Here is a 25973-nt window from a genome sequence, read left to right as displayed (position 1 = left end):
TCTGTGGCAAAATTGTTATCTATACGTGTACGACTCCTTTTATTGCTATTAGTTCCTTCCATGCTGTATCTAGGCACAAGTGTGTTTTTACTGCAGCAAAGTAAGTCCAATACGGAAGTATTAGCTTCATCTCTTTATGAAACTACGAATAAAAGCACTTCGCTTATCTTGAATGCAGATCGCGATATGTATCAGGCGTTGACGGCTTACCAGTTGTTGGTTTCGGGAACGTTGACTGCGGAAGAGAAGACGAAACAGCTTAAAGCTTTAAAAGACAACATCGATCAAACGAATACAAGGGTTGGACAAGCGGCTGATATAATAAATGCCAAACAGTTGTTACAAACAGCGCATACAGAGACGAAGCAAACCATTGAGCAGAACATAGCTGGCTTTCATACGTCATTTGACCAATGGGCGAAAGAAGCGAATGCCGTTGTTCAGTCGTCGAGTACTGGAAAAGGGATTATTAATGATGCTAAATTAATAGCAACTTTCGAAAAAGGCCGCGAGGGCATGAATCAAATCGGTGAAATTTTGGATGCCTATGCGAAATCAAGTATTGAAGAGATCAAGGCTCAAAATGATAAAACGGCAAAAACGATCTACATATCTATCGCTATGATTATCATTTTACTCACGACAGCAGGATGGATAATTATTAGTAAAATAATGAAAACGATCAGTAGAATCGTGAAGTTAACCGGACAAGTAGCTGCAGGGGATCTTACTCACGAGCCTCAGCAAACGTACGCCAAAGACGAGCTAGGTAAAATCACAGAATCGGTAGATAGTATGGTTTCGAAAATTAAAGGTTTGATCGGCACGATCGCTCACAATACCCAATTTGTACAGGATGCCTCTAACGAGCTTTCGGATAGTTCCAAGGAATCGGCCACGGCTTCTGAGCATGTCGCAATCAGTATTCAAGAGATGACGCAGGACGTCGAAGTGCAGGCAAGAAGCAGCGCAGAAACGAGCCGAGCGATTGAGGAAATGGCCATTGGGATTCAAAGAGTGGCTGAAAATTCAGGCGTTATGGCGGAGCACTCCTCCCTAACTTCTCGTCATGCCGAGCTTGGAAATGACTTGCTTGGGAAGCTGCAGCAGCAAATTGTGAACATGTTGAAATCAGTAGAGCAGCTTTCACAAACCGTACAATCCTTAACACGCAAATCCGATGAGATTGGTCTTATTGCATCGAGCATTACAACGTTTGCGAATCAAACGAATCTGTTGTCACTGAATGCTTCCATCGAGGCAGCTAGAGCGGGTGAGCACGGCAAAGGGTTTAACGTTGTTGCGAATGAAATTCGTAAGCTTGCATCGCAATCTATCGAGTCAGCAGAGGGAATTAATCAGTTGATTCATGAGACGAGAGTAGAGATCGCCAGTGTTTCAAATTCTATGAATGCAACCAAACAGGAAGCTAGCGCGGGATCGAGCATGATGCAGGAAGTGAACCTAAGCTTCCATACCATCATGCAATCGGTGACACACATTGTGACGCAAATTCATGAGACTTCAGCGATTACCCAGCAAATGTCGGCAAGCTCCGAGGAGATTTCTGCGACAATGGATCAATCGGCATCGAGTTCAACGCATATTTTGAACAAATCCCAAGGGGTTGCTGCTGCAACAGAGGAGCAGTTAGCGATGATGCAGAATATTGCTGCTGCCTCCGAACAGCTTAGGTCCGTTGTAGATACTTTGAATGAATCTGTTTCTTACTTTAAAATGAAGTAGCTGCTAGTAGTAAAAAGGCACCTCTGTGATTGATGGTCACGGTGGAGTGCCTTTTTTTCGTTAAAACCAATGCTTACGTTTGAAGTAGTACCACATAATGCCGCTTAAGATGACCATAAGAATCCAGACATACAGATATCCATAATCCCAATTCAGTTCGGGCATATATTTGAAATTCATACCGTAAAGTCCGACGATAAAAGTCAGAGGAAGAAAGATCGTGCTAAAGATCGTTAACGTCTTCATAATCTCATTCATCCGGTCGGACTTCATGCTCATTTGGAGCTCGAGGAGTCCGGTTAGCGACTCCCGGAAAATGTCCAAAGAATCAACGACTCGTGAGATGTGGTCCATGATATCCAGGAAATAGACATCATCTTCTTCACGTGTGTAGGGGAAGGAGTGGTGCGCGATGGCGGAAAGGATAATTCGTTCCTCCACAATGACGCGGCGCAGCTGATGCATAGCCCGTTTGAGTTGGAAAACATCCTGTGCAATGCGAATCCTAGGGTTACGATACACATCCTGTTCCATGCGATCCAAGCGATCGTCAAAATGATCCGCAACGATGGAATAATCATCGACACAACGATCGAGTATCGCATGAAGAATGGCTCCTGGATGCATTAATCGATCTTCAACCTCTTGGCAGGTATGGTAAAGCTGATCTATGAAGGGGAGATTGTCCTTGTATACGGTTATCACAAAATTTGATCCGATCACGATCCCTATTTCCCATGGTTCAAGCTGCTCAGATACCGCGAAAAAGGTTAGAAAAATATGATTTTTATACGTATCCATCTTCGGTCGTTGGTTCAGCTTAATCGCATCCTCAATGAGGAGAGGGTGGCACATGAATAAGTCCCCTAGGACATGTTTGACATCGTCAGGAGAGGGGTTCTCCATTCTCACCCAAGCTACTTCGTTCGGACCGGGAACGCGTACCGTTTCCTCATGGACCGTTCCATGGGTAGATTCATAAATTAGCATGAATGACAAGCACCTCGAGTATTTTGAATTGGTCTCAGCATACCATATTTGCCCATGAGCATTCCAGATTTTGTGCTTGTCAACTACGACAGAATCTATTATAATTACAATTGTCGTCAAAATGGGCTGCAAAGCTTACAGACATTCGTGGCCCGTTGGTCAAGTGGTTAAGACACCTCCCTTTCACGGAGGTAACAGGGGTTCGAGTCCCCTACGGGTCATTTTTACTTTTATACCTCGCGGTCGTGGTGGAACGGCAGACACACCATCTTGAGGGGGTGGCGCTCACAAGGCGTGAGGGTTCAAATCCCTCCGACCGCATCCCAAGTTTATAGAAAAAACCCTTACTCTGTAAGGGTTTTTTTTCTTTTAATCTTCCAGCATACAGATACAGTTCAAGAAATCACCCTTGTTGACGAACTGTTTAGTTTTTCAAGTTTATCAATAACGAAAACAGGAGCTCGCTTTTTAGCGGCTCTTTTTTATTTTCGTTGGACTCATGAGTAATTTATAAAGAACTCATCCTCTTTTATTTTTAAGGGCAGACCCAGGCATGTGTTTTCAGTAGATTCAATGGTCCACCCGGCCACCTTAGTTCCACAAATCACCGCTTCTTTTAAAGAAAGCCCCTTTACCAATCCCATGACTGTACCTGAAAAGAAAGCATCTCCAGCTCCGCTCGAATCCACAAGTTTGACGGGAAAGACAGGTTGATACCCAACTTCTTTGGTTTGGGGATTATAGTAGACAGCCCCTTTTTCTCCTAATGTAACTACCATAGAGCCCATTCCCGTCCGATCAACAAATTGAATAAGCGACTCTAGTTTTTGAGCGATAGTTAAATTCGTGAAATTCAGCTCGAAAAATAGATCTGCTTCAAAATTGTTGCATATAAAACAATCTAAATGATCTAATAGCTCTCTATGATGTAAGATCACGTCTAAGTTACCGGGAACGCCGTAGATCGGTTTCTTTTCTTCTGCAGCTAGCTTGATGACGCTACGGGCAATTTGGAAATTAAGATCTAATTCAAGTGTGATATGGGTGGATTGCCGAATCAGATCTACTCCTTTGCTTGTAATCAACTCTTCTAAAAGAGTAAGATCCGGCATTTGGGAGATGGACCCGGCTAGATCACCTTTTTCGTCCAAGATTGCCAGCCACATGCCCATTCCCAGTTGTTTAGTTTCGATCAGATAATTGGTATTTACTTTTGACTTTTGAAGTCTGCCTATGACTTCTTTCCCAATTGCAGAGGCATCAACGGAGGAAGCAAAACATGTTGTTACATGGAGGTTTGCTAGATTTTCAGCCACATTTCTTCCTACACCACCGTGGACAAACTGAATGTTACCGAGATTTCTAGTAGATGGATGATAATTTTGCTTGGCGAATCCTTTGCAATCTATGAAAATCGTTCCTATTACTAAAACAGAAGGAGGCAGATTCATATTTTCAACCCCTTATACCATTATGGTGTGTGTTACTACTATATGTATATTCGCAATCTTCTAAATACGTAATGTGCATTCTACCAATATTCTATATTTAGGCATGATCATAGCTACTCATCCATACCATTTCGTTTCTATCACATAGAATATAGTAAATTTTAATAGAATAGGGGTGAGAAAATGAAGAAAGGTTCAGATCCTCCTAAGCAAAGGACATTACCGGAGATGGTTCAAGAACAAACGACCATTATTGTGGAATTAGATCCTCCAAGAGATCTGGATTACTCTCTTTTTTTAGAGGGGGCAATAGCGTTGAAAGAGGCTGGAGCAGATGCGGTTACCATGGCAGATAACTCGCTCGCGATGACCCGTATCAGTAATATGGCGATGGGGACACTCGTGAAAGAGCAGGTTGGGATTCGCCCACTCCTCCACGTGACTTGCCGGGACAGGAATTTGATTGCCCAACAGTCTCATATGATGGGACTCCACGCCTTGGGCATTGATCATGTACTCACAGTAACAGGTGACCCTCCGCGCTATGGTGATCTTCCGGATGCCACCTCTGTATACGATACAACTTCAATTGAAATGATACACCTGATTAAAAAGCTAAACGAGGGGACTTCATTCTCGGGTCGTCCCCTTAAAGCACGTGCGGGATTTACCGTTGGGACAGCCTTCAATCCCAATACACGGCATTTAGACAAGGCGGTTGAGAGGCTGGAGAAAAAGATTGCAGCAGGTGCGGATTATGCCATGAGTCAGCCTCTCTTCAGTCATCAACAAATCGAACAGGTCGCACAAGCTACTGCGCAGTTACCTATTCCTATCTTTATCGGGATCATGCCTTTAACCAGCTATCGGAATGCTGAATTTCTCCATCATCAAGTCCCGGGCATACGACTTTCAGATGATGTACTTGCGAAGATGGCTCGCTACCAAGGTGAAGATGCAAGAAAACAAGGAATGGAAATTGCTATGGAACTCGTGGATACCGTTTCCCGCTATTTTAAAGGTATTTATCTGATTACTCCGTTTATGCGGTATGAAATGACGGCGGAATTGACGAGGTATGTGAAGAGTAAGGACCAAGATGGAGGGATTGCTGGATGTCAACCGTCGTAGTTGTAGGAGCGCAGTGGGGGGATGAAGGTAAAGGGAAGATTACCGATTATTTAGCGGAAAAAGCGGGTGTTGTCGCCCGATATCAAGGTGGCAATAATGCCGGACATACCATCGTGTTTGCGGGAAACAAATATAAACTTCATTTAATTCCTTCCGGAATTTTTTATAAGGATAAAATTTGTGTGATTGGAAATGGCGTGGTGATTGACCCAAGGGCGCTTGTTCAAGAGATCGAGTACCTTCATAGTCACAAGATAAGTACGGATAACTTACGGATCAGCAATCGGGCACACGTCATTTTTCCTTATCATATCAAGTTAGATTCTGTCGAAGAAGATGCTAGAGGTACGAATAAGATTGGTACAACGCGCAGAGGAATTGGACCTGCGTATACGGATAAATTCGCTCGCGTGGGCATTCGCATAGCGGATCTTATGGATCCCGGGGAATTTGAACGTAAGTTAAGGCGTAATCTGGAGGAAAAGAACCGGTTGTTTGAAAAAGTCTACTTAGTAGAAGGCTTCGTGATAGAAGATATTTTAGGTGAATACTTGGCCATCGCCGAGATCCTCCGACCCTATGTGACCGATACGTCAGTTCTGCTTAACGATGCGATAGATGCTGGAAATAGAGTTTTGTTTGAAGGTGCCCAGGGAGTCATGTTAGATATCGATCATGGAACCTATCCATTCGTCACCTCTTCCAATCCGATCGCAGGAGGGGTCTGTATTGGCGCAGGTGTCGGACCAACTAAGATTCAGCAAGTGATAGGAGTAGCCAAGGCATATACAACAAGAGTAGGAGACGGTCCATTTCCGACTGAATTAAGGAATGAAATTGGAGACCACATTCGTGAAATTGGTCATGAATATGGAACAACCACAGGTCGTCCAAGACGTGTGGGGTGGTTTGACAGTGTTGTGGTCCGCCATGCTCGCCGCGTGAGTGGAGTAACTGGACTTTCTCTTCATTCGATCGATGTTTTGACTGGCATTAATCGTTTGAAAATTTGTGGGGCATATCAGTATAAAGACGAAGTCATGGAATCTTTCCCGGCTAATCTTAACATCTTAGCAGGCTGCGAGCCCATCTATGAAGAGCTCCCCGGATGGTCAGAGGACATTACAGGCGTCAAGTCATGGGAGGAACTTCCTGCCAATGCGCGTCTTTTCATAGAGAGAATCAGTTTGTTAACGGGGATTCCAGTTTCTATTTTTTCTGTTGGACCAGACCGTGATCAAACGATTGTAATGAACCAAGTATTTTAACTATAAGGGGAGGATATTCGTGATTTATAAAAAAGCGCAGATTATATCGAATAGTAAAATCAATATGTCTAAAGCAAGAGTTGCGTCCCTTCGGGATTATATATCAGAGGATGATGAGCCAGACGGGAAGTATCGCATTTTGCGCCGAATTAAGACGCGCTATCAGCGAATCGCGGTGGTTAAGCTAGCAAGTGGTAAAGTATGGGTCTATGGAGATGGCTATGTGATGTTCGGTACGACAGAGGATGACAACATGTGGGCTGAATCGATGGTCCATATACCAATGGCAGTCGCTAAGCAGAAGCAGAACATTCTGATGATCGGTGGAGGCGGAGGCATTACAACGCGTGAAGTACTCCGTTATCGAGACGTAAAAGCGATTACAGTCGTTGATATTGACTCCACCATGATGGAATTAGGCAAGAATTTGAAGCCGCTGGTGAAGTTCAATAAGGGGTCTTTGCGAAATCCTAAAGTGCGAACCGTCGTTCAGGACGGCAGGGCGTTCGTGGAGAAGAACCAGAAGAAGTGGGATGTCATCATCATCGACGTTCCAGAACCTAGCTATAAGTCTCTTGCGCTCGGCCGTCTCTACAGCAAAGAGTTTTACAGTCTCCTGAAAAAGCGCCTGGCACCAGGGGGAGCCATTACCATAGCGTGCTCCTTGATGTCAGAGATGCCAGAATTCGTCTGGAGTATAATGGCAACGCTCAAAGCAGCCGGTTTTTATGTATTGCCCTATCATTTTGATGTCATGAAGAGATATGGGGAGGACTGGGGGTTCTGCGTAGCGGCAACTAGACCGATATCAAGCTTGAAGATTTCGCTCTCAACCCGCTACCTGACCTCAGCAAGATTGAAGAGAATGTTCCACATCCCTAGCAAGTATTTACGAAAGTGGGGTAAGAGAAAAATCCAGACAGATAGTAACCGAGTGCTGGCTAGCATCCATGAACGACACTGATAACAGTTTCCCGGAAAATCAAGTCCCTGCTGTAATTTGCTAATCTTTTTGCAAATTGAAGCGGGGATGTTCTTTATCTGAAGTGAAAGGAAGATTAACGATGCAAAAACCATCTATTCAAGAACAAATGCAAAAGAAAATTTTGATCCTGGATGGCGCTATGGGGACTATGATTCAGCAGGCGAATCTTACTGCAGATGATTTTGGCGGGGAAGAGCTGGATGGATGTAATGAGGTGCTCGTCCTAACGCGTCCGGATATTATTCTGAACATCCATGAAGCTTATTTGACCGCTGGTTCCGACATGATTGAAACGAACACCTTCGGTGCGACGACAGTCGTACTCGCAGAATATGCTCTCCAACATAAATCGAGAGAAATTAATGTCGCAGCTGCGAAGCTGGCCATTCAAGCGGCAGAGAAATATTCGACACCGGAGTGGCCGCGTTATGTGGCAGGGGCTATGGGGCCTACGACCAAAACGCTCTCTGTCACAGGTGGAGTGACCTTCGAACAGTTGGAAGAAAGTTATTATGATCAGGCGGCAGCCTTGATTGAGTGCGGCGTGGATGCGCTGTTAATCGAGACGTCACAGGATACACGCAATGTTAAAGCCGCCAGCATTGGCGTACGAAGAGCCTTCGAACAGCTCGGTACCCAGCTTCCTATCATGATCTCAGGAACGATCGAACCCATGGGTACCACGTTGGCAGGCCAAAATATTGAATCGTTCTACATTTCGCTGGAGCATTTACACCCGATCTCCATTGGTCTAAACTGTGCAACGGGTCCAGAGTTTATGCGTGACCATATTCGTACGTTATCGCAAATCGCCGATTCGGCCATTAGTTGTTACCCGAATGCTGGCTTGCCCGATGAGAACGGGCATTACCATGAATCGCCGGAGTCACTGGCTAAGAAGATGGCCGGCTTTGCCGAACAAGGCTGGCTTAACATTGCCGGAGGGTGCTGTGGAACGACGCCTGCTCATATTCGCGCCCTAGCGGATACGTTGAGTCAATACTCGCCGCGCCAGAATTACTGCATTCATCCCGCTGCGGTGTCGGGGATCGAGACCATCTATATCGAAGAGGAGAATCGTCCCGTCATGGTTGGCGAAAGAACGAACATTTCCGGTTCCCGAAAGTTCAAACGTCTAATCAAAGAAGGAAAGTTCGAAGAAGGATCGGAAATTGCCAGGGCGCAGGTGAAGAATGGCGCGCACGTCATTGATATCAATTTGCAGGATACCGATATTGACGAGGCTTATGCGATGGAACATTTTTTGCAGGAAGTGGTCAAAAAAGTAAAAGCACCGCTCATGATCGACTCCACCTATGATCACATCATTGAGCTTGGTTTGAAATATTCGCAAGGAAAAGCGATCATCAACTCGATCAATCTGGAGGATAGCGAAGCCAAGTTCGCAGCGATTGTACCTTTGATCCATAAATACGGGGCAGCCGTCGTCATGATCCTCATTGATGAACGAGGCCAAGCCGTATCCAGACAAGCTAAGATCGAGGTCACGGAGCGGGCATATAACTTGTTGACTCATAAATATGGTTTGGAACCGCACGATATTATTTTTGACCCGAACATGTTCCCTGTTGGTTCTGGTGATCCGCAGTATCTCGGTTCCGCTGTGGAAACGATCGAAGGAATTAGACTGATTAAAGCCAAATATCCGGCATGTAAAACGATTCTTGGTCTTAGCAATATCTCCTTCGGTCTGCCTGATGCAGGCCGGGAAGTGTTGAACTCCGTTTACTTGTACCATTGCACCAAGGCTGGACTTGACTACGCCATCGTGAACACTGAGAAACTGGAGCGTTATGCTTCAATTCCGGAGGAAGAGCGCCGTCTTGCTGAGAATCTAATCTATCATACGAACGACGAGACATTAGCCGAGTTTGTCGCACATTTCCGGGTAAAAAAGATAGAGAAGAAAGAAAAAATATCGAACCTCTCATTGGAAGACCGCTTAGGTTCTTACGTAATCGAAGGGACGAAGGAAGGGCTCCTTCCGGACCTGGAAGAAGCCCTGAAGCTATACACTCCGCTTGAAGTCATCAATGGCCCGTTGATGAAAGGAATGGCGGAAGTGGGGCGCTTGTTTAATAACAATGAGCTTATTGTCGCTGAAGTTCTGCAGAGTGCGGAAGTCATGAAGGCGTCCGTATCCTATCTGGAACCTTTTATGGAGAAGGATCAGTCTGCGGTTAAGGGGAAAATCATTCTCGCAACGGTGAAAGGTGACGTTCATGATATCGGTAAAAATCTCGTGGAGATCATTCTCTCCAATAATGGATATAAGATTGTGAACCTTGGAATAAAGGTTCCGCCGGAGCAGATCATTGAAGCTTTTCGAAGAGAAAGGCCCGATGCCATCGGATTATCCGGCCTGCTCGTTAAATCGGCGCAGCAAATGGTTATTACCGCGCAGGATTTGCGGGGCGCAGGCATTGATGTACCGATACTGGTAGGAGGCGCTGCGCTGACCCGTAAATTCACGAAGACCCGCATTGCTCCGGAATATGAAGGCTTGGTCTTGTATGCCAAGGATGCGATGGACGGGCTGAACATTGCTAACCGGTTAAGCGATCCTGAGCAGCGGATGCGGCTCATTCAAGAGCTGAGAGAGAGCAAGGAATCGGATGTCATGGAAGCTGGCAAGAAGGAAGATCATCTGCCGAAGTTGACGCGGATTCATGCCTCTACGATTTCGAAGGACGTTCCGGTTCAAGTGCCACCAGATGTAAAGCGGCACATCATGCGAGATTATCCAATCGGCCACATTATGCCCTATGTGAACATGCAGATGCTGCTTGGCCATCATCTAGGCTTGAAAGGCAAAGTAGAGCGGCTTTTGGAAGAGAAGGATGCTAAAGCCTTAGAGCTGAAAGACACCGTGGATTCTATTCTAAATGATGCTCAGAAAAAAGGGATTATTCAAGCTCACGGAATGTATCGCTTTTTCCCTGCTCAATCTAACGGCAATGATGTCATTGTCTACGATCCGGAGGACCCAAGTAAAGCACTACACACATTTACCTTTCCAAGGCAGGAAACTGAGCCTTATTACTGCTTGGCCGATTACTTGAAATCGGTGGAAAGCGGCCAAATGGACTATGTGGGCTTCCTGCTCGTCACTGCTGGACATGGGATCAATGAGCTTGCCAAGGCGTTGCGCGAAAAAGGGGATTATCTCAAGTCGCATGCGCTGCAGGCTACTGCGCTTGAGGTTGCAGAAGGCTTCGCGGAGCGAATTCATCATATCATGCGTGATATGTGGGGACTTGCAGATAGCCCTCAGATGACGATGCAGGAGCGCTTTGGAGCGAAATATATCGGCCAGCGTTTCTCCTTTGGTTATCCTGCTTGTCCGAATCTGGAGGATCAGGCGCCGCTCTTCGCTCTGCTTACGCCAGCGGATATCGGTGTAGAACTGACGGAATCGTTTATGATGGAGCCGGAGGCCGCGGTCTCGGCTATTGTCTTTGCACATCCCGAAGCACGTTACTTTAACGTCGACAAGGTGTAAGATTCATAACTTGGGGATAGATAGCTTATAAAATAAGAGAAATAGGGTGGCCTTACACTGTTTCACATACGGCTGAAGTGAGTAAAAAGTATAAGCGGATAAGCTCGGAAACGGAGCTTATCCCTGGGGACTGACAAAGATAGGCTCGAAATCGGAGCCTATCTTTGTTTTGGACTAGGATAAGCTCCAAAACGGCTCTTATCTCTCACTGTGGATTGCGATAAGCTCCAAAACCGCGCTTAAAGTATGCAGAAACTGCGGTTAGGCTGGTATAGGCAGGTTGAGAAGTAGATTTCCGAGTTTATGGCAGAGGTGGAATTTGCCAAGGTAGGGCACTTCCAAGCCCGAGTCCGACAGCTAACCTCGTAAGCGTATTGGGAGAGAACCGCTTTCTATCGTGCCTTTCACAGTCCCGTTTATTAACGCTGCAAAGAAGCCCGAGAGTAGAGATTCTCTGCTCTTAGGCTTCTTTTTGTTGTTCAAAAATTTGAGGAGAGTGAACCCTTATGGACGGTTTGCAGTATGTTCATCAGAAACAAGAGGCATGGGGAGATAGCATTTTATGCTTTTTTTATACGGATGATATAGATTCTTTACCTCATTTTTATACGGTTCGGCGTTACAATGTTTCAGGGAAGCATTTGGTTCTGTCTGATCAAGGAGGTGTGTTATGTACAACGATGTAACAATGATTTTATTAATGGCAGTAACATTTCTAGGGTTTTGGGGATTTTTTAAATTTTGTGAAAAAGCGTGAGCTAGGCTTTCGATGAGAGTTTTATAGAAATAAACTTTTAGGAGGCAAACAATATGATTGTTATTGGACTAATTGTATTTGTCATGATTTGCTTTGGATCGCGGCGCCGACGATTATGTAACGAAGCCCTTTGGCATGGGCGAATTTATGGCACGTATGCGAGTTGCCTTGCGGCATATCGCCAAGACACAAGATGAACCCGTGTTGAAACTGGGTCATTTAGTTATTGATTTATCTCAACGTAGTGTAGAGCTGCATGATGAGAAACTCAAATTGACACCGACCGAATACGATTTGTTGAAAGTACTTGCTTTAAATGCTGGACGAGTAATGACACATAAACAATTGCTCAAACAAGTTTGGGGCGGTCAGCAGTATGAATCAGACAGCCAATACTTGAGAGTATACGTTGGTCATTTGAGGAAAAAGATTGAAGAGGATCCGACAAGACCGAAGTATATCCTTACGGAGCCTGGGATCGGATACCGCTTTGCTTGGCAGGAAGGTTGAAAAGAAAGGAAGGCTGTTATTCCCTTGATGAGAATAACAGCCTTTGTTCTTATCGATTATTTTAACAAGTAAATGAGTCAATGAAGCGCAAATCGACACCGAAATACATCCAAGAGAACCCAGTCCAACGGAAGCCTGCGATCGAATGACGTCCGACAAAAATAGGGAAATACCAGAACTGTTGACCGTTGCTGAGCCAGACATAAGTGAAATTAAACAAGCAGCGGGAAATACCTCCCGGATCTACAGCATAAGCGGAAGCACCTGCAGCTTTAAATGGCTTCTGCGGTGTATAAGCTGGAGGTGGGGAAGTGGGGGCTTGCTGCCCGCCTCCTTGCGGTTGCCCAGGGAATCCGGGTTGCCCGGGAAAGCCAGGCTGCCCAGGAAAGCCAGGTTGCCCAGGGAATCCAGGTTGCCCAGGGAATCCAGGTTGCCCAGGGAATCCGGGTTGCCCAGGGAATCCGGGTTGCCCAGGGAATCCAGGTTGCCCAGGACTTCCAGGTTGCCCTGGGAAACCTGGAAGTCCGAACATTCCGCCTAAGCCGCGCGGATCGTAAGCAGGCACCCATGCGTAAGCTTGCGGTACAGGATAGCCATACGGATAAGGAACAGCTTGCGGATATGAAGCAGGATAGGACTGTTCCGTAGTTTCAGGCTGTAATAATTCAGTTTCCAATTCACGAAGCTCTTGTTTGTTGTCTGAAGCCATTGCGTAATTTCCTCCTTAGGTAGAAGCGGATTAGTCGATACTTACTATATGCAGCAGAGTAGACGGATGTCACGGTGTGGATATGGCGTCAGTTGAACATAAAAAAAGCAGGCCAATAGTCCTACTTTTGATGATTTCTAGGAATGGAATAGGTTATTTATCCTACATCTTCCAAAAAAATATGGGATTCTGACCCATAGATTGCACTAAATTTGTCGTATATAATTGAAATTGGTTATATTTTGAAATAATTGGAGCGAGCTTTATTGAGAGAACTAGTGGGTAAGATGTTGAAATACGATGTGACAACAAGCCATGGACTTGTCTTAGTACCAAGTCAATCGGTTCTCAATCAAGAGCATTTGGAGTTGTTTCGGCAGCATCGCATTGACTTTATGGGTATCATTACGACAACCATGCATGAGCATAAGCTTGATTCTGTATCCCCGCCAGATTCTTCCCAACTCCTTGTCCAAAAAGCTTTCCAATATGCCAAGGACTTATTCGAGCGTATTCAATCGCAGAAGAAAATTCCGCTGCTGGAAATCAAGAATGATTTGATTCCTATCATTCTGCAGGCTGCTGAGAACCCCGATTTATTCCAATTATTTCAAGCTGTCAAAGCGAAAGATGAGTATACGCATCAGCACAATATTGGTGTAGGCATACTTTCAACGCTGATTGGCAAATGGTTAAATTTGGCTGACAATGAAGTGGCGTTATTATCGCTGGCAGCTACGATGCATGATGTTGGTAAGATCAAGATTTCACAAGAGATTCTTTTGAAGCCGGGGAAATTAACCTCAGAAGAGTACGACGAAATAAAGCGGCATACGATTCTAGGCTATAATATGCTTAAGGAAACGGTAGGGATTAACTACAGAGTGGCCCTAGTTGCCCTACAGCATCATGAACGGGCAGATGGCACTGGGTACCCTTTGCAATTAAAGGATAGCCAGTTGGATCGAATGAGCCGAATTGTTGCTGTTGCCGATGTCTTTCACGCGATGTCATCGAAGAGGCCTTATCACGAAATGATGCCCTTTTACGAGGTCGTAAGTCGGATGAGGAAAGGGTTTTTCGGAGAATTGGACCCCCACATTGTGTCTGTGTTTCTTACCAATACGATTAATAATTTGATCGGCAGAACAGTGAAGCTAACCGATGGCCGCTCTGGAGAGGTCGTTTATATTAACCCTACGGATGATACGAACCCACTTGTAAAGATTGAGGAGTCATTTCTAGACTTAAGTCGGGAAAGACATATCCATATAAAGGAAGTTGTTATATGAGAGATCGTTTGACAACTAATTAGACATATATAAAGGAAGTTATCGGATGACAAATAGGTTGATTACGGAACATGAAAGTTACGTAAATGTGGAGCTAACCAAGGAACCGGAGCTGGTTTTTCATCAGTTTTATGCGAATTACGGCCTTACACAGCGTGAATCGGAAATTCTTTCACTACTTGTTACCCATGGATACACTAACCGTGAGATAGCTGAAAGTTGTTCCATCAGTGAGAAGACTGTGAAAATACATCTGGCTAATATTATGAGTAAAATTGGTATTGGCTCGATGCGGAAGCTGCTTGCGATGCTTCTGCAGCAGGCTTTAACACTTTCCAATCGAACGAATGAATCAAGTAGAATAACGACAATAGGGATGAGTTAAAGACCCAAGAGAAGACTCCTGAAACAGGAATTCTTCTCTTTTTTTGGTGCGCTCGTATCTTTAGGGTTCAAGTCCCGAATGATGAAAAGTAGTAGTAGCCATAGCTTGAAAAATCCGAAGCACGACAAGCTAGTCGCTACCTATGAGCAGCTTGCAGCGCTTGATATTGTTGTATGGATGGAAGCCTCTCAAATTTTATGTTTGTTAAACCAGGAGAGCAGGTTAAGGCTGTCTTGGCAGGAATGTAGATCCAGAACTAATCCTAGCTAATCCTTCTAGTAAAGAGTGAGTGAATCTCTCAACTACTAGAGGGATTTTATTAGTTTTCTAACGATTTTTGGCGTTTTGCATGATCAATTAACGTTTTGCGTGCATAGTATATGAATGTGGCGGAATTAAAATGTGATTGATTCATATAAAAGTAAGCGATCTTATCATATTCCAGAAGGGGTGAGAAAATGATTAATCCTATTAACACAAATGCAAGCCAAAAGACAATTGATGTCTTGAATTATTTATACACCATTTCAGGTTATCAAACATTGACAGGGATCCATAATTGGCTGGAGGATCCCGATGGTTATGTGAATCAGATCTATAATCTATATGGCGATTATCCGGGGGTCTCCGGCTATGAAATGGGACCCATTGCTGACCAATCGGATGCGGTGATTGCTGCACAAAGACAGAATGTTACAAATTCAGCGAAGGCCTATTTTCAGAATGGTGGCATTGTGACAATGATGTGGCATCAAAACTACCCGCTCACTTCTTATTCTTGGTCAAATGTACAAAGGAGTACGACGGATGCAGAGTTCAACCGAATATGCACGCCCGGTACGGCGGAGTACAACTGGCTTATCTCGGAATATGATAAGGTTGCTGGATTTTTGAAACAGCTCAGAGATGCCAATGTGCCTGTATTATGGCGCCCCTATCATGAAATGAACGGTGGTTGGTTTTGGTGGGGCAAGAAGATGAACTATACGCTCCTATGGGATATTATGTATAACCGTTTTACGAATTTTCATGGACTGAATAATATCATTTGGGTGTGGAATGCCAACGCTCCTAAGAGTCCAGATATTAATCCTTACACCACTCATTTTGTGGGAACTAGTAAGTGTGACGTACTGGGGACAGATTTATATATGTTTGGAGATGAACCGTTTAAGCAGGAATATTATGATGGACTAGAAGCCATTTCTGGTGGAAAGCCGATCGGAGTTGCCGAAATCGGACAATTGTTTCCTATTACCATATTTAATACACAACCTAAATGGGCATGGTTCATGGAGTGGGGGAACTATTTATACGATTACAATACGCAAGCCCAGCGGGACGCCTTATTTACGACCTCCGTCAGCAGAACGCTGAATCGCAGCGAGGTTCATATTATCCCTACGCCACCGCCGACTCCAGATACCCAAGCCCCGTCAACGCCAACGAACTTGACCTCTCCATCCAAAACAGCGACTTCGGCTTACCTAACTTGGACGGCATCTACAGATAATATTGGTGTAACGGGTTATGAGGTTTATACCAATGAAACTATATTAACTGGAACAACTACAGTGACTAACTTCAGTGTGAATGGGTTAACAGCAAATACGTCGTACCGATTTAAAGTAAGAGCCAAAGATGCTGCTGGGAACTTTTCCGCATTTAGCACATCTTTGATTGTGACAACAGATTCGATAAACACTAACTTTGTAAGAGGTATTAATTTCGGAGGGCCTGCTGTCACGATAGAGGGCCAAAACTGGTTAGCAGGAAATAATTCCCTTATTACGTATTCGGCTAATGTAAAAACGTATATAAATTCACCGGCCATTACACCTGTTCCAGCTGTAGACAGTGCTACAAGCACTATGCTCAATTCTAATATATACGCGTCAGCAAGCGATTTTACGGTAACCCAACCGCTGCCAAACGGCAGTTACCAATTATATCTTTGGTCACTTGAGAATTATCAAGCCAATTCTCGTTCCTTCCATGTTTTTTTAGAGGGTGTACAGGTTACAACAGCTCCGATCGGTGGACTTAGTTTAAACAGTTGGGCAAAATACGGACCTTATAGTGTTACGGTGACGGATGGCATATTGAATATGGATGTTCGCCGGGTGACAGGTGATCCCGGGTTGACGGGGATGGCAATCTTATCATCAGCGGGTGCTGATACGCAAGCTCCTTCAACACCGACTAATTTAATTGTCAAATCAAAAACATCTACCTCGGTTAGTCTTTCTTGGACGGCCTCAACAGATAATGTCGGTGTTACTGGTTACGACATATATAACGGTAACACGATAGTCGGTTCAACGACAATACCCAGCTTCACTGTGACGGGATTAGTTGCAGGAACGGCCTACAGCTTTAGTGTAAGAGCTAAAGATGCTGCGGGGAATCAATCGTTAAATAGCGCTTCAATCAGCGTTACAACCTCAAAGGGGGATAGTCTAATCATGATAAATGCAGCGGACTATGGGGCGACGCCTATAGAAGTTACACCGAACTTTGATAGCACAAGCGCCTTAAATAATTCGTTGACACAAGCTGTTACTAGCGGTGTTGAGCTGTATATACCACCTGGAACCTATCGAACGACGGCATCAATAATAGCTAGCGGAAACAATGTTATGATTAGGGGAGCGGGTGGCACGGAAACGGTCATTAAGCCTGATTCTTCTGCTTACGATGCCATCGTAATAGGCAAAAACAGTGCATTTTCAAGCAGCGGGAACTTACGGGATCTAGCTGTCAAGGGTCCAACGGCAAGGCCATCTGGCTTTAAAGCAGGTGTCAAGATTGACGAGATGCGCCAATTCGAGATAAGCAACGTGACGGTTGACAATTATGATATTGGGTTCGACTTCGTCAATAATTGCTTTGGATCGATGACGAACAACCTGCGCACAGGATACGGAGTTAATGTTGGAATTAATTTACGCACAGGAACTCAAAGCGGAAACGATCTGCTGTTCATCAACAGTTGGTTGTATGGGGAAGTTGCTGCTGTCCAAATTGCAAATGATAGTGGGGGCTTCCAGTTTATCGGCGGTCAGTTCTCAAATAACCAAAATTCGGGGACAACGGTAAATGATAATCGCGGTGTAATGACCTTGGGTAAGGATTACATTTCAGGCACAATGGGCGGTGTGGCAAATGTATTTGTCCAAGGTGTCGACTTTGAAGGGCTTCGTTATTGTTGGGCTGTCCGAGGATTCGATCAAATAAGTTTGAGTATTAATTCTTGTGGCATCCAACCTTATGACGCTCCTGCCATTGGTTTTATGAAAATGACGAATGCTAAGCAGTCAAAAGTCACGTTAATGAACCAGCAAATTCGTGGACAATGGAGTGGCTCACAACTGCTTTCAGTTGCCGGACAATATGACGACTGTTCGATTCTTGAATTGAATGGGTGGATCGACGCAACAATAGCGGGAACAGCTTATGTCGGTTCTTCGATTTTGAAGCAATCGCGTATCGAAATGGGGCAATCCATTTTCCGTGCAAATAACCACAATACTCTGCAGTTGGGCAGCACACTGCTTCAGGAAAGCGGTGCCGGCAACTTGCAGGTCTCCGCCGATTGGGGGACGACGTGGAACACAATTTCTCCAACAAGTCTTATCGTTACTGCACCAAATGGAAAAAAATATACAATTGGGGTAACGAACAAAGGAGTTCTAACCGCAACTTTGATTAATTAAAAAAAGAAGGCAGAAATTCACCTGAATGTGAATTCCTGCCTTTTTTTAAATTTAACAAGTAAACGAATCAATAAAACGTAAATCAATGCCGAAATACATCCAAGAGAAACCAGTCCAGCGGAAACCTGCGATGGAAGTGGAACCTACAAAAATAGGATAATACCAGAACTGCTGACCGTTGCTGAGCCATACATAGGTGAATCTAAACAAGCAGCGCGAAATACCTCCTGGGTCTACCGCATAAACGCCTGGGGATTTAACTGGTTTTTGCGGCGTGTAGGCTGGAGGTGCAGATGTGGGAGCTTGCTGTCCGCCGCCTTGCGGTCCGCCAGGAAAGGAGGGGCCTCCTGGTCCTCCTGGTCCTCCAGGTCCTCCAGGTCCGGGAAAGCCTGGTCCCGGGAATCCCGGCTGTTGTGGAAAGCCGGGTTGTGGGAATCCCGGTTGCGGGAATCCAGGTGACATACCGCCTCCAGGAAAACCACCCCCCGGGAAGCCACCTCCCGGGAAGCCACCTCCCGGAAAACCGGGAAGTCCGAACATGCCGCCTAAGCCACCTAAGTTGCGTGGATCATATGCAGGTACCCAACCGTAAGGTTGAGGAACAGGATAGCCATAAGGGTAAGGCATAGATTGTGGATATGAAGAGGTATAGGACTGTTCAAGTTCGGGTTGTTGTGGCACTAATTCAGTATCCAAATCCAAATCGCGAAGCTCTTGTTTTTTGCTTGAAGTCATGAGTGTTATTTCCTCCTTAGGTAAAAGCGGAATAGTCGATACTTACTATATGTAGGAGGGTAGACGGATGTCACGGTGTGTAATGACTTATAGCGGGTAGGTTCTTTTCCTATACTTTCTATTAAAATAGGGGAAATCCCACTGATGCAAATAAATTTGTCGTATATAATCAAAATTTAGTATATTTTGAAATTAGCTAAAATTGAAGATTTGGTAATTCTCGCTCTCAAGGAAAGGGCTTACATTGTTCGCAAACACGAGTGCTCTCTTTTTACTTTTTCAGCACTTTCGTTTATAGGAATTTTATAAAACACTTGTTTTTGTATACATGTAATGATACGATATGTATCGTAGGAACTGAAGAAAATAAGGATGTGTTCCCATGAAGCGTTGGGGCGTATACACAGCAGGTTTTGCCTTTTTCGCATTCGTCGGTTTAGGAGGTTTTCTTTACTGGAAGTATGAGCCTAATCGTCACTTTCAGCAAATGGATGTACCCGTGTTAAGCCAACCTGTCGGAACAGTCATTGTGGAAACGGAAACGCCAGTCACGCCAGTCCATGCGTTGGAAAAAGCTCCAGAGAAAGCTCAATCAGCACCTGAACAGACGAAGAGCATCAAGACATTTAACTTATTAATTCTAGGCATTGATGCCAGAGAGGATGAGAGTTCCAGATCCGATGTAATGATGGTCATGCATATTGTTCCGTCGGAACGCAAAGTAAATATTTTAACTATACCTAGAGACACACGTGTCAACATCGAGGGAGTTGGGTATACCAAGATTAACCATGCTCATATTATTGGTGAATCGAAGGGAGGAAATGAAGAGGGAACGAAGATGGCTCTTCAAACTGTAAGTAATTTTTTGGACGTACCGATAAATTATTACATGAAGACGAACTTTAAAGGATTCGAGAGTTTTATCGATACGATTGGCGGGGTGGATGTTGAAATCGCCAATGATATCTATTTATTCCACGCGAAAAAGACTTTGACCAAAGGGATTCAGCATATCGACGGAAAGCTTGCACTCAGCTTGGCTAGAGAACGATATGCCTTCGCGGATGGAGATTTTGGGCGTCAAAGCGAACAATCGCAAATTTTGAAAAATGTCGCACAAGAATTATTAAAGCCTGAACATATCGGAGACATAGCCAATTTATTAATGAAAGTAAAGAAGGATATCTTGGATACGAATTTTAAGGACGAAGACCTCATTAGCATGGCTTGGTTGTTCAAAGGGTTGAAGGCAGATGATTTTAGGACTGGGCAAATCCCTGGACATAGTGAGACCCTAATGGATCCTCTTGTGAAAATGCCTTTATATTATTGGATTCCCGATACGGTAATGGTAAGGGAGTTAAGTGAGACTTTTTTAAAGGATAAAGGCGGTAATTAGTTTGTATGTCGACCCATGTGAATTAAGATACATTTTGTATCATTCATAAAATATAACCTAAAAAGGAGCGTTGTTGCATGCAAGTTGTACAACCTATTCGTGAGCAAGAAAAGATTGAACAAATGCAAGAGATATTAATTAGGCAGTCGCATAGAGACTGGCTCTTATTTACAATTGGCATTAATTCAGGGTTGCATTTAAGTGATTTGCTAACCTTGAGGGTTCAGGATCTGAAGGGCAAGAATAAAGTTATGATTAGAGAAGAAAAGACGGGTAAAGAGAAAACATTCATGATACACGCCAAACTGGGTGAGTCCATCTTGGAGTATGTGAAATTCATGGATGATAACGATTTTGTGTTTCCATCCCAACGTACAGGCAAACCCATTAAGCGGATCCGAGTTTATCGCATTCTGAATGAAGCGGCTAAGCAAATTGGTCTTCATGATATTGGCACACATACCTTAAGAAAAACGTTCGGATATCACTATTATCAAAAAACGAAAAATATATCTGTCCTTCGTGATCTGTTTAATCATTCGGCTCCATCGGTTACACTGCGCTACATTGGTGTTCAAACCGAAAATCAGATGGAAATCGGTCAGCAGCCAGCAATGAATAAAAAGCATGCTTGACATGATACGAAATGTATCTTAAATTAGGTGTATAGGAAAAAGATCATGGTAGAAAAGATTACATGACCTAGGAAGAGGATCGATTATGGAGAAAAAGGGACAAACCAAGCTTGATATTATGGATGTGCTAAGGCAAACAGGGTTGGATCTACATTTATTTATGCTGTGGGGCGAACGTGATTCCGAGAAGGAACCCTACTCTAATCAAGGGAACGTTCAGCCCGCACAAAGGCAATAAAGCGTCTTGCTTCATCCGGAGACAACTTTTTTCCATCAACAGTTAAAGCAAATTTCTCCATAATCTTTTCATCTGAAAGCTCTAGGTTATCCACGAAATCTCTCACTTCTTCATCAAGAATACGATCAGATTGATTCGTTCTTCCAAGCAAATAGTCTATAGATACATGAAAAAACGAAGCGATTTTATTGATAGTTGTGTAATCCGGCTCTCTACGAGAAGTCTCATAGTGTGATAGCGCGGCTCTTGAAATGCCCAGCTTATTGGCTAGATCTTCCTGGGTAAGTGCATGCTTTTCCCGCAGAAGGGCAATTCTGTCCCCGTATGTCGTCATTTTCTAGTTCCTCACATTTCCTGATGATTAGTAGTATTATTACCGCAATGTTAGACCTATTATACCAGTGTTTTACTAGATATGAAAACGAAAAATGTCGACTTCCTTTGATTTTCTTGATACATAATGTATTTTTTAGAAGGTTTTCCTTCAATTTTACGCAAAGGAAGTTGAAAAAATGGGTGATAACGTTAGGATGAAACGGAAGTTCGATCTCGATGAGGAGCAGCCCAGCTATAGTTTTATTAAGATTGTCCAAATGAAAAAGCAGAGAATGACATCTAAACATACGCCTGTAACACTGTCTGAAATCCATACCAAGGGGCTGAGTTTTCTTTCTTCTTTAAGTATTCCTATTCGTGAAGACATCATTTGGAGCTTCGAACTGCTGCTGAAAGGACTACCCTTTATGGCAGAGGGCATTATTACAGGCAAACAAGCTGTCGAACAGGGGTACTTGTATGAAGCAGCTTGGTGCGGAGGCAAAGAAATTGGGAGATATGTCCTGAAATCCTATATGGATCCACAACCTGATCTTTGCCAAGCCATCCAAAGTTACACTTATTTCTTTGAGAATGCTCCAGACAAGCAGTACATTGATATTTCTTGCTAAACCGAAGGGGCTATTCTAACAGTTTGACCATCAAAGACAATAAAGGGAGCCCTTCTTGATTACCGCTCATTAGCGTCCTCTAGAGGGGCCTCTCTAATTTAAATACCCTTGCACACGTTGTATAGGGTGGTTTGCCCATTCTTTTTATAGATAAACGGGTATTAGTTAATCGGAAAAGGAGATTTATTGTGCGAAATCGGGTTAAATGGGTTTGGATGATAAGCATATTGATGGTACCTGTGGCTTGGTTCATATTCCATGAGCATGAAAAGAAAATCCATGGGAAAGCAGCGGAGAAGAATGAGGTTATTTGGAATCTGGGGCTTGACGATAATTCTTCAAATGAGTTTAGCTCGTATCCGAAGCAGCAAACCTCCGTGGTTGCTGTACCTTCCAACTGGAGTAAGCAAAGTAATTGGAAAGCTATACCTAAGGGTATGAAGCGCGACGTTAATCCCAATATAAGGCTGGAGTTCAAGCTTGCATCTATTCCGAAGTATGGGGCAGAGCTAAGCTTTAAGATCATTCAAGCTGACAAAGCTGTGCCGCAAATGGCCGTATGGTCCAATAATACGATGGTGGGTATGCTGCAGATCGCCGGTGTGGGAAAAACCTCTCTTTCTAAAACTTACAAAGAAAGCTATCAGGTGTACATCCCTAAGGAATTTTTGCGCACAGGATTGAATGTGCTGCAGCTTTCGGCGGTGCGTTGTATGTGGTGCTCGGAAGCAGAAGATTCCTCCCTTTGGTGGGAATGGGATTACTTGAAGCTTGCGGCACTGGAAGAGCCTGCTAAGGAGCCGCTTCATGGCCGGTATGTGCAGATGGGCACGATGGTAGCCGAAGGAGACTTCGGTTATACTGTCAACGCGATTCGACATTTGCCAACGGTCTTGAAGTGGCTGGGTATAGCCTACAGCGGGAATGTCATGCGTACAGCCTTTTGGAGTGATGTGGAGCCTCATCAGTGGCAGGAGTCGGGGTTAACGTATATGCAAACCTTGAAGGATTACAACATGCGTATCGTGGCCGATTATCAAAATACAGCATTTAAGCTTACCGCCAATCAAACGCTTCCGGATGATATCAAAAGAAATATCGATCAATTTTTCCGAAAATATGGCTCGTATATAAACTACTATGAAGTGGATAATGAGCCCGGTTTGTTTAACCGCTCCAAAGCAGTCAATTTAGCCATAGCGGATTATGTAAATTCCATTAAACCGAAGCATGTCTTGACGATATCTCCTGGTTGGGCCTATTGGCCAACAGGCGGACAGCCGGATGGCTGGGAACGGGACGCTCACCAGCGGATGGAGATTGAGCAGAAAACTCAACTTACTAACGGACACAGCTACGGACTCTCGTATGCCGACGATGAGGGAGGCAGCTTTAAGGAAACCTTAAAGATTCTGAATGACGAACATGAGGGACTTGCTAAGCAAATGCTTGTCACGGAGATGGGAGCAAATGATTCACACACGGATAATCCTGACTACGGCTCCAGTCAGCCACATGCATCCGTGTTTGATCGAATTATGCGAGCACACATTGGGTTTGCTGATGTTTTTTTACAGCATGCTGCGTTCTTTCCTGAGTACGGACTCTTCCAAGATAACTTTAATTGGTCGACGCATGATCCGGTTGATACGGCGGCCTATCCTGGAATTAACCAAGAGGATTCGCGATTGAAAACGTATCGACGACTAGCATTGGCGTATGCGACGCATGGCGCACCGCTGTCTTATGACTACTTGAATGCGTCGTCAATCGCGAATAAGAAGGTGTATTTTCGTGCCGTAAACACAGCTACTCTGCCGCTCCTTCCTGCTAAAGGAGCAACCAATAAAATTTTGCTCAATTTTGTGAATTTCGAAACGTCGACCCAAACGATGTATGTGCGCGTCACGATGCCTGAGAAGGGGACCTATGAAGGGGAGCGAATAGGTGCAGGGAAGACGTTCGGATTAGCCAAAACGAACGTGCAGGAAGTATGGGCGGGGCCGGATTTGGACCTCCGGGTAGAACTTGGACCAGGGGAAGCCGTGCAATACATTTTGAACAAAAAAATAGAGAAATGATACGTTGACAAGATACAAATTGTATTGTAGATTAAGGTTACAAGATACATATCGTATCACAAAAATGATTAGAATGGGAGAAACGAATGGAAGCCAAACAGTACATAAGTGTGATCAAACGCCGCCTGTGGGTTATTATCCTGTTTGTTTTGATATCCTGCTTAACGACAGCCTTTATAAGTAAGTATGTGATTAAGCCGGTTTATCAAGCATCTGCAGAACTGATTGTAAATAAAGCTTCACAATATGCTGGCTCCGAACAGCTTAATTTTGATTCTATACGTACGAATATCCAACTCATCGAGACCTACAAGCAAATATTGAAATCGCGTGCGGTGATGGACGAAGTCATCAAGAAGCATCCGAATTTGAATTTAACAGTGAAAGAGCTTAACGAGGAAGTAAACGTCAGCTCGATCAAGGAAACACAAGTCATGACGATTAGTATGAGGGACAAAGATTACGAACATGCGGCTGCGGTTGTCAATGCAGTGGCAGACATGTTTCGCTCCAAAATCCTGACAATCATGAATGTGGATAACGTTACTATCTTAAATGAAGCACAAGAGCAATTTGTAGATCCTATCCCGGTATCACCGAATTTGAAACGTAATTTGCTCGGCAGCTTGATGATATCCCTACTGATTGCAGTTGGTATGGTCATTATGATTGAATTCTTAGATGATACGATTAAATCAGAAGAGGATATCACGAGTTACCTTGGAATAGTTACTCTCGGTTCAGTATCCGAAGTGAAGCGTAGGGATATGAATAAGCAGGAAACTCCGGCTTCTAAACAAGTGAAAGGAGGCGAGGCGTCCTATGCTGCGGCAAAATCATAGTTTCCATCTCATCACTCATGTGAATCCAAGCTCCTACATATCGGAAAATTATCGTGATATTCGAACCAATTTAACGTATTCGACATTGGATGGAGCCTGTAAAACGGTATTGGTTACCTCGGCGACAGCAGGAGAAGGGAAATCCACTGTTCTGAGCAATTTGGCTGTGGCTTACGCGCATGTTGGGAAAAAAGTATTGATGATTGATGCAGACCTTCGTAAGCCAGCCCTTCATCATATCTTCTCAAATACAAACGAGTTGGGTCTCGTACAAGCATTAGAGAACTCCGCTTTGCTGAAGCAGTCGATTAAAGAAACGATGATTCCAAACCTATATCTGCTGCCTTCCGGCCCCATTCCATTATACTCTTCCGAGCTGTTAACCAATGGGATGAGTAATTTGTTACACGAGCTCAAGACACATTTCGATCTGATTTTCATTGATTCTCCACCGGTGTTAACGGTCACAGACACGCAAATTATTGCTGCAGGCAGTGATGGCGTTATACTTGTCATTCGCAATGGAAAAATCAAACGGCAGTTAGCGAAGAAAGCAGTCGATAAGCTGAAGTTCGTGAAGGCAAATATCGTAGGATCGATATTAAACTATACGATTAGCTATGGGTAAAT

19 protein-coding genes, 2 tRNA genes, 2 pseudogenes and 1 riboswitch are annotated in these 25973 nt (G+C 44.2%); of the genes and pseudogenes, 18 read left to right on the top strand and 5 right to left on the bottom strand.

Going from position 1 to position 25973, the window contains the following annotated elements; translation table 11 throughout:
• The first annotated feature begins 3 nt into the window (after positions 1 to 3).
• Positions 4 to 1746 (top strand): methyl-accepting chemotaxis protein, encoded by a 1743-nt coding sequence (locus QFZ81_RS29410; RefSeq protein ID WP_307605621.1) that lies wholly within the window; start codon positions 4 to 6, stop codon positions 1744 to 1746.
• Positions 1747 to 1806: 60 nt separating this feature from the next.
• On the opposite strand, the gene corA is transcribed toward QFZ81_RS29410, so the two are convergent.
• On the bottom strand, positions 1807 to 2736 hold the full coding sequence (corA, locus tag QFZ81_RS29405) for a magnesium/cobalt transporter CorA (protein WP_307438830.1): 930 nt from the start codon (positions 2734 to 2736) through the stop codon (positions 1807 to 1809).
• A gap of 149 nt (positions 2737 to 2885) precedes the next feature.
• Here corA and QFZ81_RS29400 point away from each other — a divergent pair.
• Positions 2886 to 2957, top strand: a tRNA-Glu gene (locus QFZ81_RS29400).
• 18 nt (positions 2958 to 2975) lie between these two features.
• Positions 2976 to 3057, top strand: a tRNA-Leu gene (locus QFZ81_RS29395).
• 176 nt (positions 3058 to 3233) lie between these two features.
• Here the strand turns inward: QFZ81_RS29395 and QFZ81_RS29390 are convergent.
• Complete coding sequence (locus tag QFZ81_RS29390; protein ID WP_307605620.1) at positions 3234 to 4187, bottom strand: carbohydrate kinase family protein; 954 nt, start codon at positions 4185 to 4187, stop codon at positions 3234 to 3236.
• Positions 4188 to 4382: 195 nt separating this feature from the next.
• Between QFZ81_RS29390 and QFZ81_RS29385 the strand changes: the two are divergent.
• From QFZ81_RS29385 to QFZ81_RS29360, 6 genes and pseudogenes are all read left to right on the top strand, one after another.
• Positions 4383 to 5318: pseudogene (locus QFZ81_RS29385) on the top strand (methylenetetrahydrofolate reductase); the annotation flags it as partial.
• The gene (locus QFZ81_RS29380; protein ID WP_307605619.1) at positions 5303 to 6586 is read left to right on the top strand and encodes an adenylosuccinate synthase; all 1284 of its coding nucleotides are present in this window, start codon (positions 5303 to 5305) and stop codon (positions 6584 to 6586) included. The pseudogene QFZ81_RS29385 and the gene QFZ81_RS29380, both read left to right, overlap by 16 nt.
• Before the next feature lie 19 nt (positions 6587 to 6605).
• Positions 6606 to 7550 (top strand): spermine/spermidine synthase domain-containing protein, encoded by a 945-nt coding sequence (locus tag QFZ81_RS29375; protein WP_307438836.1) that lies wholly within the window; start codon positions 6606 to 6608, stop codon positions 7548 to 7550.
• A 100-nt stretch (positions 7551 to 7650) separates the two neighbouring features.
• Positions 7651 to 11094, top strand: a complete 3444-nt coding sequence (gene metH / locus QFZ81_RS29370) for a methionine synthase (protein WP_307605618.1) — start codon at positions 7651 to 7653, stop codon at positions 11092 to 11094.
• Between the two features lie 226 nt (positions 11095 to 11320).
• A riboswitch (cyclic di-AMP (ydaO/yuaA leader) is annotated at positions 11321 to 11482 on the top strand.
• A 118-nt stretch (positions 11483 to 11600) separates the two neighbouring features.
• Positions 11601 to 11780, top strand: a complete 180-nt coding sequence (locus QFZ81_RS29365; RefSeq protein ID WP_307605617.1) for a hypothetical protein — start codon at positions 11601 to 11603, stop codon at positions 11778 to 11780.
• A gap of 161 nt (positions 11781 to 11941) precedes the next feature.
• A pseudogene (locus QFZ81_RS29360) lies at positions 11942 to 12361 on the top strand (winged helix-turn-helix domain-containing protein); the annotation flags it as partial.
• A gap of 61 nt (positions 12362 to 12422) precedes the next feature.
• Here QFZ81_RS29360 and QFZ81_RS29355 read toward each other — a convergent pair.
• Positions 12423 to 12893, bottom strand: coding sequence for a collagen-like protein (locus QFZ81_RS29355; protein WP_307607072.1), 471 nt, complete (start codon positions 12891 to 12893; stop codon positions 12423 to 12425).
• A gap of 443 nt (positions 12894 to 13336) precedes the next feature.
• Between QFZ81_RS29355 and QFZ81_RS29350 the strand changes: the two genes are divergently transcribed.
• The 3 genes from QFZ81_RS29350 to QFZ81_RS29340 all read left to right on the top strand — a co-directional run bounded on the left by QFZ81_RS29350 (position 13337) and on the right by QFZ81_RS29340 (position 18463).
• Positions 13337 to 14362 (top strand): HD-GYP domain-containing protein, encoded by a 1026-nt coding sequence (locus QFZ81_RS29350; RefSeq protein WP_307605616.1) that lies wholly within the window; start codon positions 13337 to 13339, stop codon positions 14360 to 14362.
• A gap of 46 nt (positions 14363 to 14408) precedes the next feature.
• The gene (locus tag QFZ81_RS29345; RefSeq protein WP_307605615.1) at positions 14409 to 14747 is read left to right on the top strand and encodes a helix-turn-helix domain-containing protein; all 339 of its coding nucleotides are present in this window, start codon (positions 14409 to 14411) and stop codon (positions 14745 to 14747) included.
• A gap of 458 nt (positions 14748 to 15205) precedes the next feature.
• Complete coding sequence (locus QFZ81_RS29340) at positions 15206 to 18463, top strand: glycosyl hydrolase (protein WP_307605614.1); 3258 nt, start codon at positions 15206 to 15208, stop codon at positions 18461 to 18463.
• Between the two features lie 51 nt (positions 18464 to 18514).
• Here QFZ81_RS29340 and QFZ81_RS29335 read toward each other — a convergent pair whose 3' ends face one another.
• Complete coding sequence (locus QFZ81_RS29335) at positions 18515 to 19198, bottom strand: hypothetical protein (RefSeq protein ID WP_307605613.1); 684 nt, start codon at positions 19196 to 19198, stop codon at positions 18515 to 18517.
• Between the two features lie 382 nt (positions 19199 to 19580).
• On the opposite strand from QFZ81_RS29335, the gene QFZ81_RS29330 reads away from it, so the two are divergent.
• Both QFZ81_RS29330 and QFZ81_RS29325 read left to right on the top strand, forming a co-directional pair.
• A complete protein-coding gene (locus tag QFZ81_RS29330) occupies positions 19581 to 20600 on the top strand; it encodes an LCP family protein (protein WP_307605612.1) in 1020 nt (339 codons plus the stop codon).
• 77 nt (positions 20601 to 20677) lie between these two features.
• Positions 20678 to 21235, top strand: coding sequence for a site-specific integrase (locus tag QFZ81_RS29325; RefSeq protein WP_307438845.1), 558 nt, complete (start codon positions 20678 to 20680; stop codon positions 21233 to 21235).
• A 200-nt stretch (positions 21236 to 21435) separates the two neighbouring features.
• Here QFZ81_RS29325 and QFZ81_RS29320 read toward each other — a convergent pair whose 3' ends face one another.
• Complete coding sequence (locus tag QFZ81_RS29320; protein WP_307438846.1) at positions 21436 to 21807, bottom strand: helix-turn-helix domain-containing protein; 372 nt, start codon at positions 21805 to 21807, stop codon at positions 21436 to 21438.
• A 178-nt stretch (positions 21808 to 21985) separates the two neighbouring features.
• On the opposite strand from QFZ81_RS29320, the gene QFZ81_RS29315 reads away from it, so the two are divergent.
• The 4 genes from QFZ81_RS29315 to QFZ81_RS29300 all read left to right on the top strand — a co-directional run bounded on the left by QFZ81_RS29315 (position 21986) and on the right by QFZ81_RS29300 (position 25971).
• A complete protein-coding gene (locus QFZ81_RS29315; RefSeq protein ID WP_307438848.1) occupies positions 21986 to 22420 on the top strand; it encodes a hypothetical protein in 435 nt (144 codons plus the stop codon).
• Positions 22421 to 22608: 188 nt separating this feature from the next.
• Entirely contained in the window at positions 22609 to 24501 is a 1893-nt protein-coding gene (locus QFZ81_RS29310; RefSeq protein ID WP_307605611.1) for a polysaccharide lyase family protein, read from the top strand.
• Between the two features lie 86 nt (positions 24502 to 24587).
• Complete coding sequence (locus QFZ81_RS29305; RefSeq protein ID WP_307605610.1) at positions 24588 to 25343, top strand: YveK family protein; 756 nt, start codon at positions 24588 to 24590, stop codon at positions 25341 to 25343.
• Positions 25324 to 25971 carry a CpsD/CapB family tyrosine-protein kinase gene (locus QFZ81_RS29300; RefSeq protein ID WP_307438856.1) on the top strand — a complete coding sequence of 216 codons (648 nt, stop codon included), beginning with the start codon at positions 25324 to 25326 and terminating at the stop codon, positions 25969 to 25971. The genes QFZ81_RS29305 and QFZ81_RS29300 overlap by 20 nt, the downstream gene beginning before the upstream one ends.
• Positions 25972 to 25973: the final 2 nt, after the last annotated feature.

Source organism: Paenibacillus sp. V4I9 (genome assembly GCF_030817295.1).
Lineage (GTDB): Bacteria > Bacillota > Bacilli > Paenibacillales > NBRC-103111 > Paenibacillus_E.
This window is presented reverse-complemented; position numbering and strand designations above follow the sequence as displayed.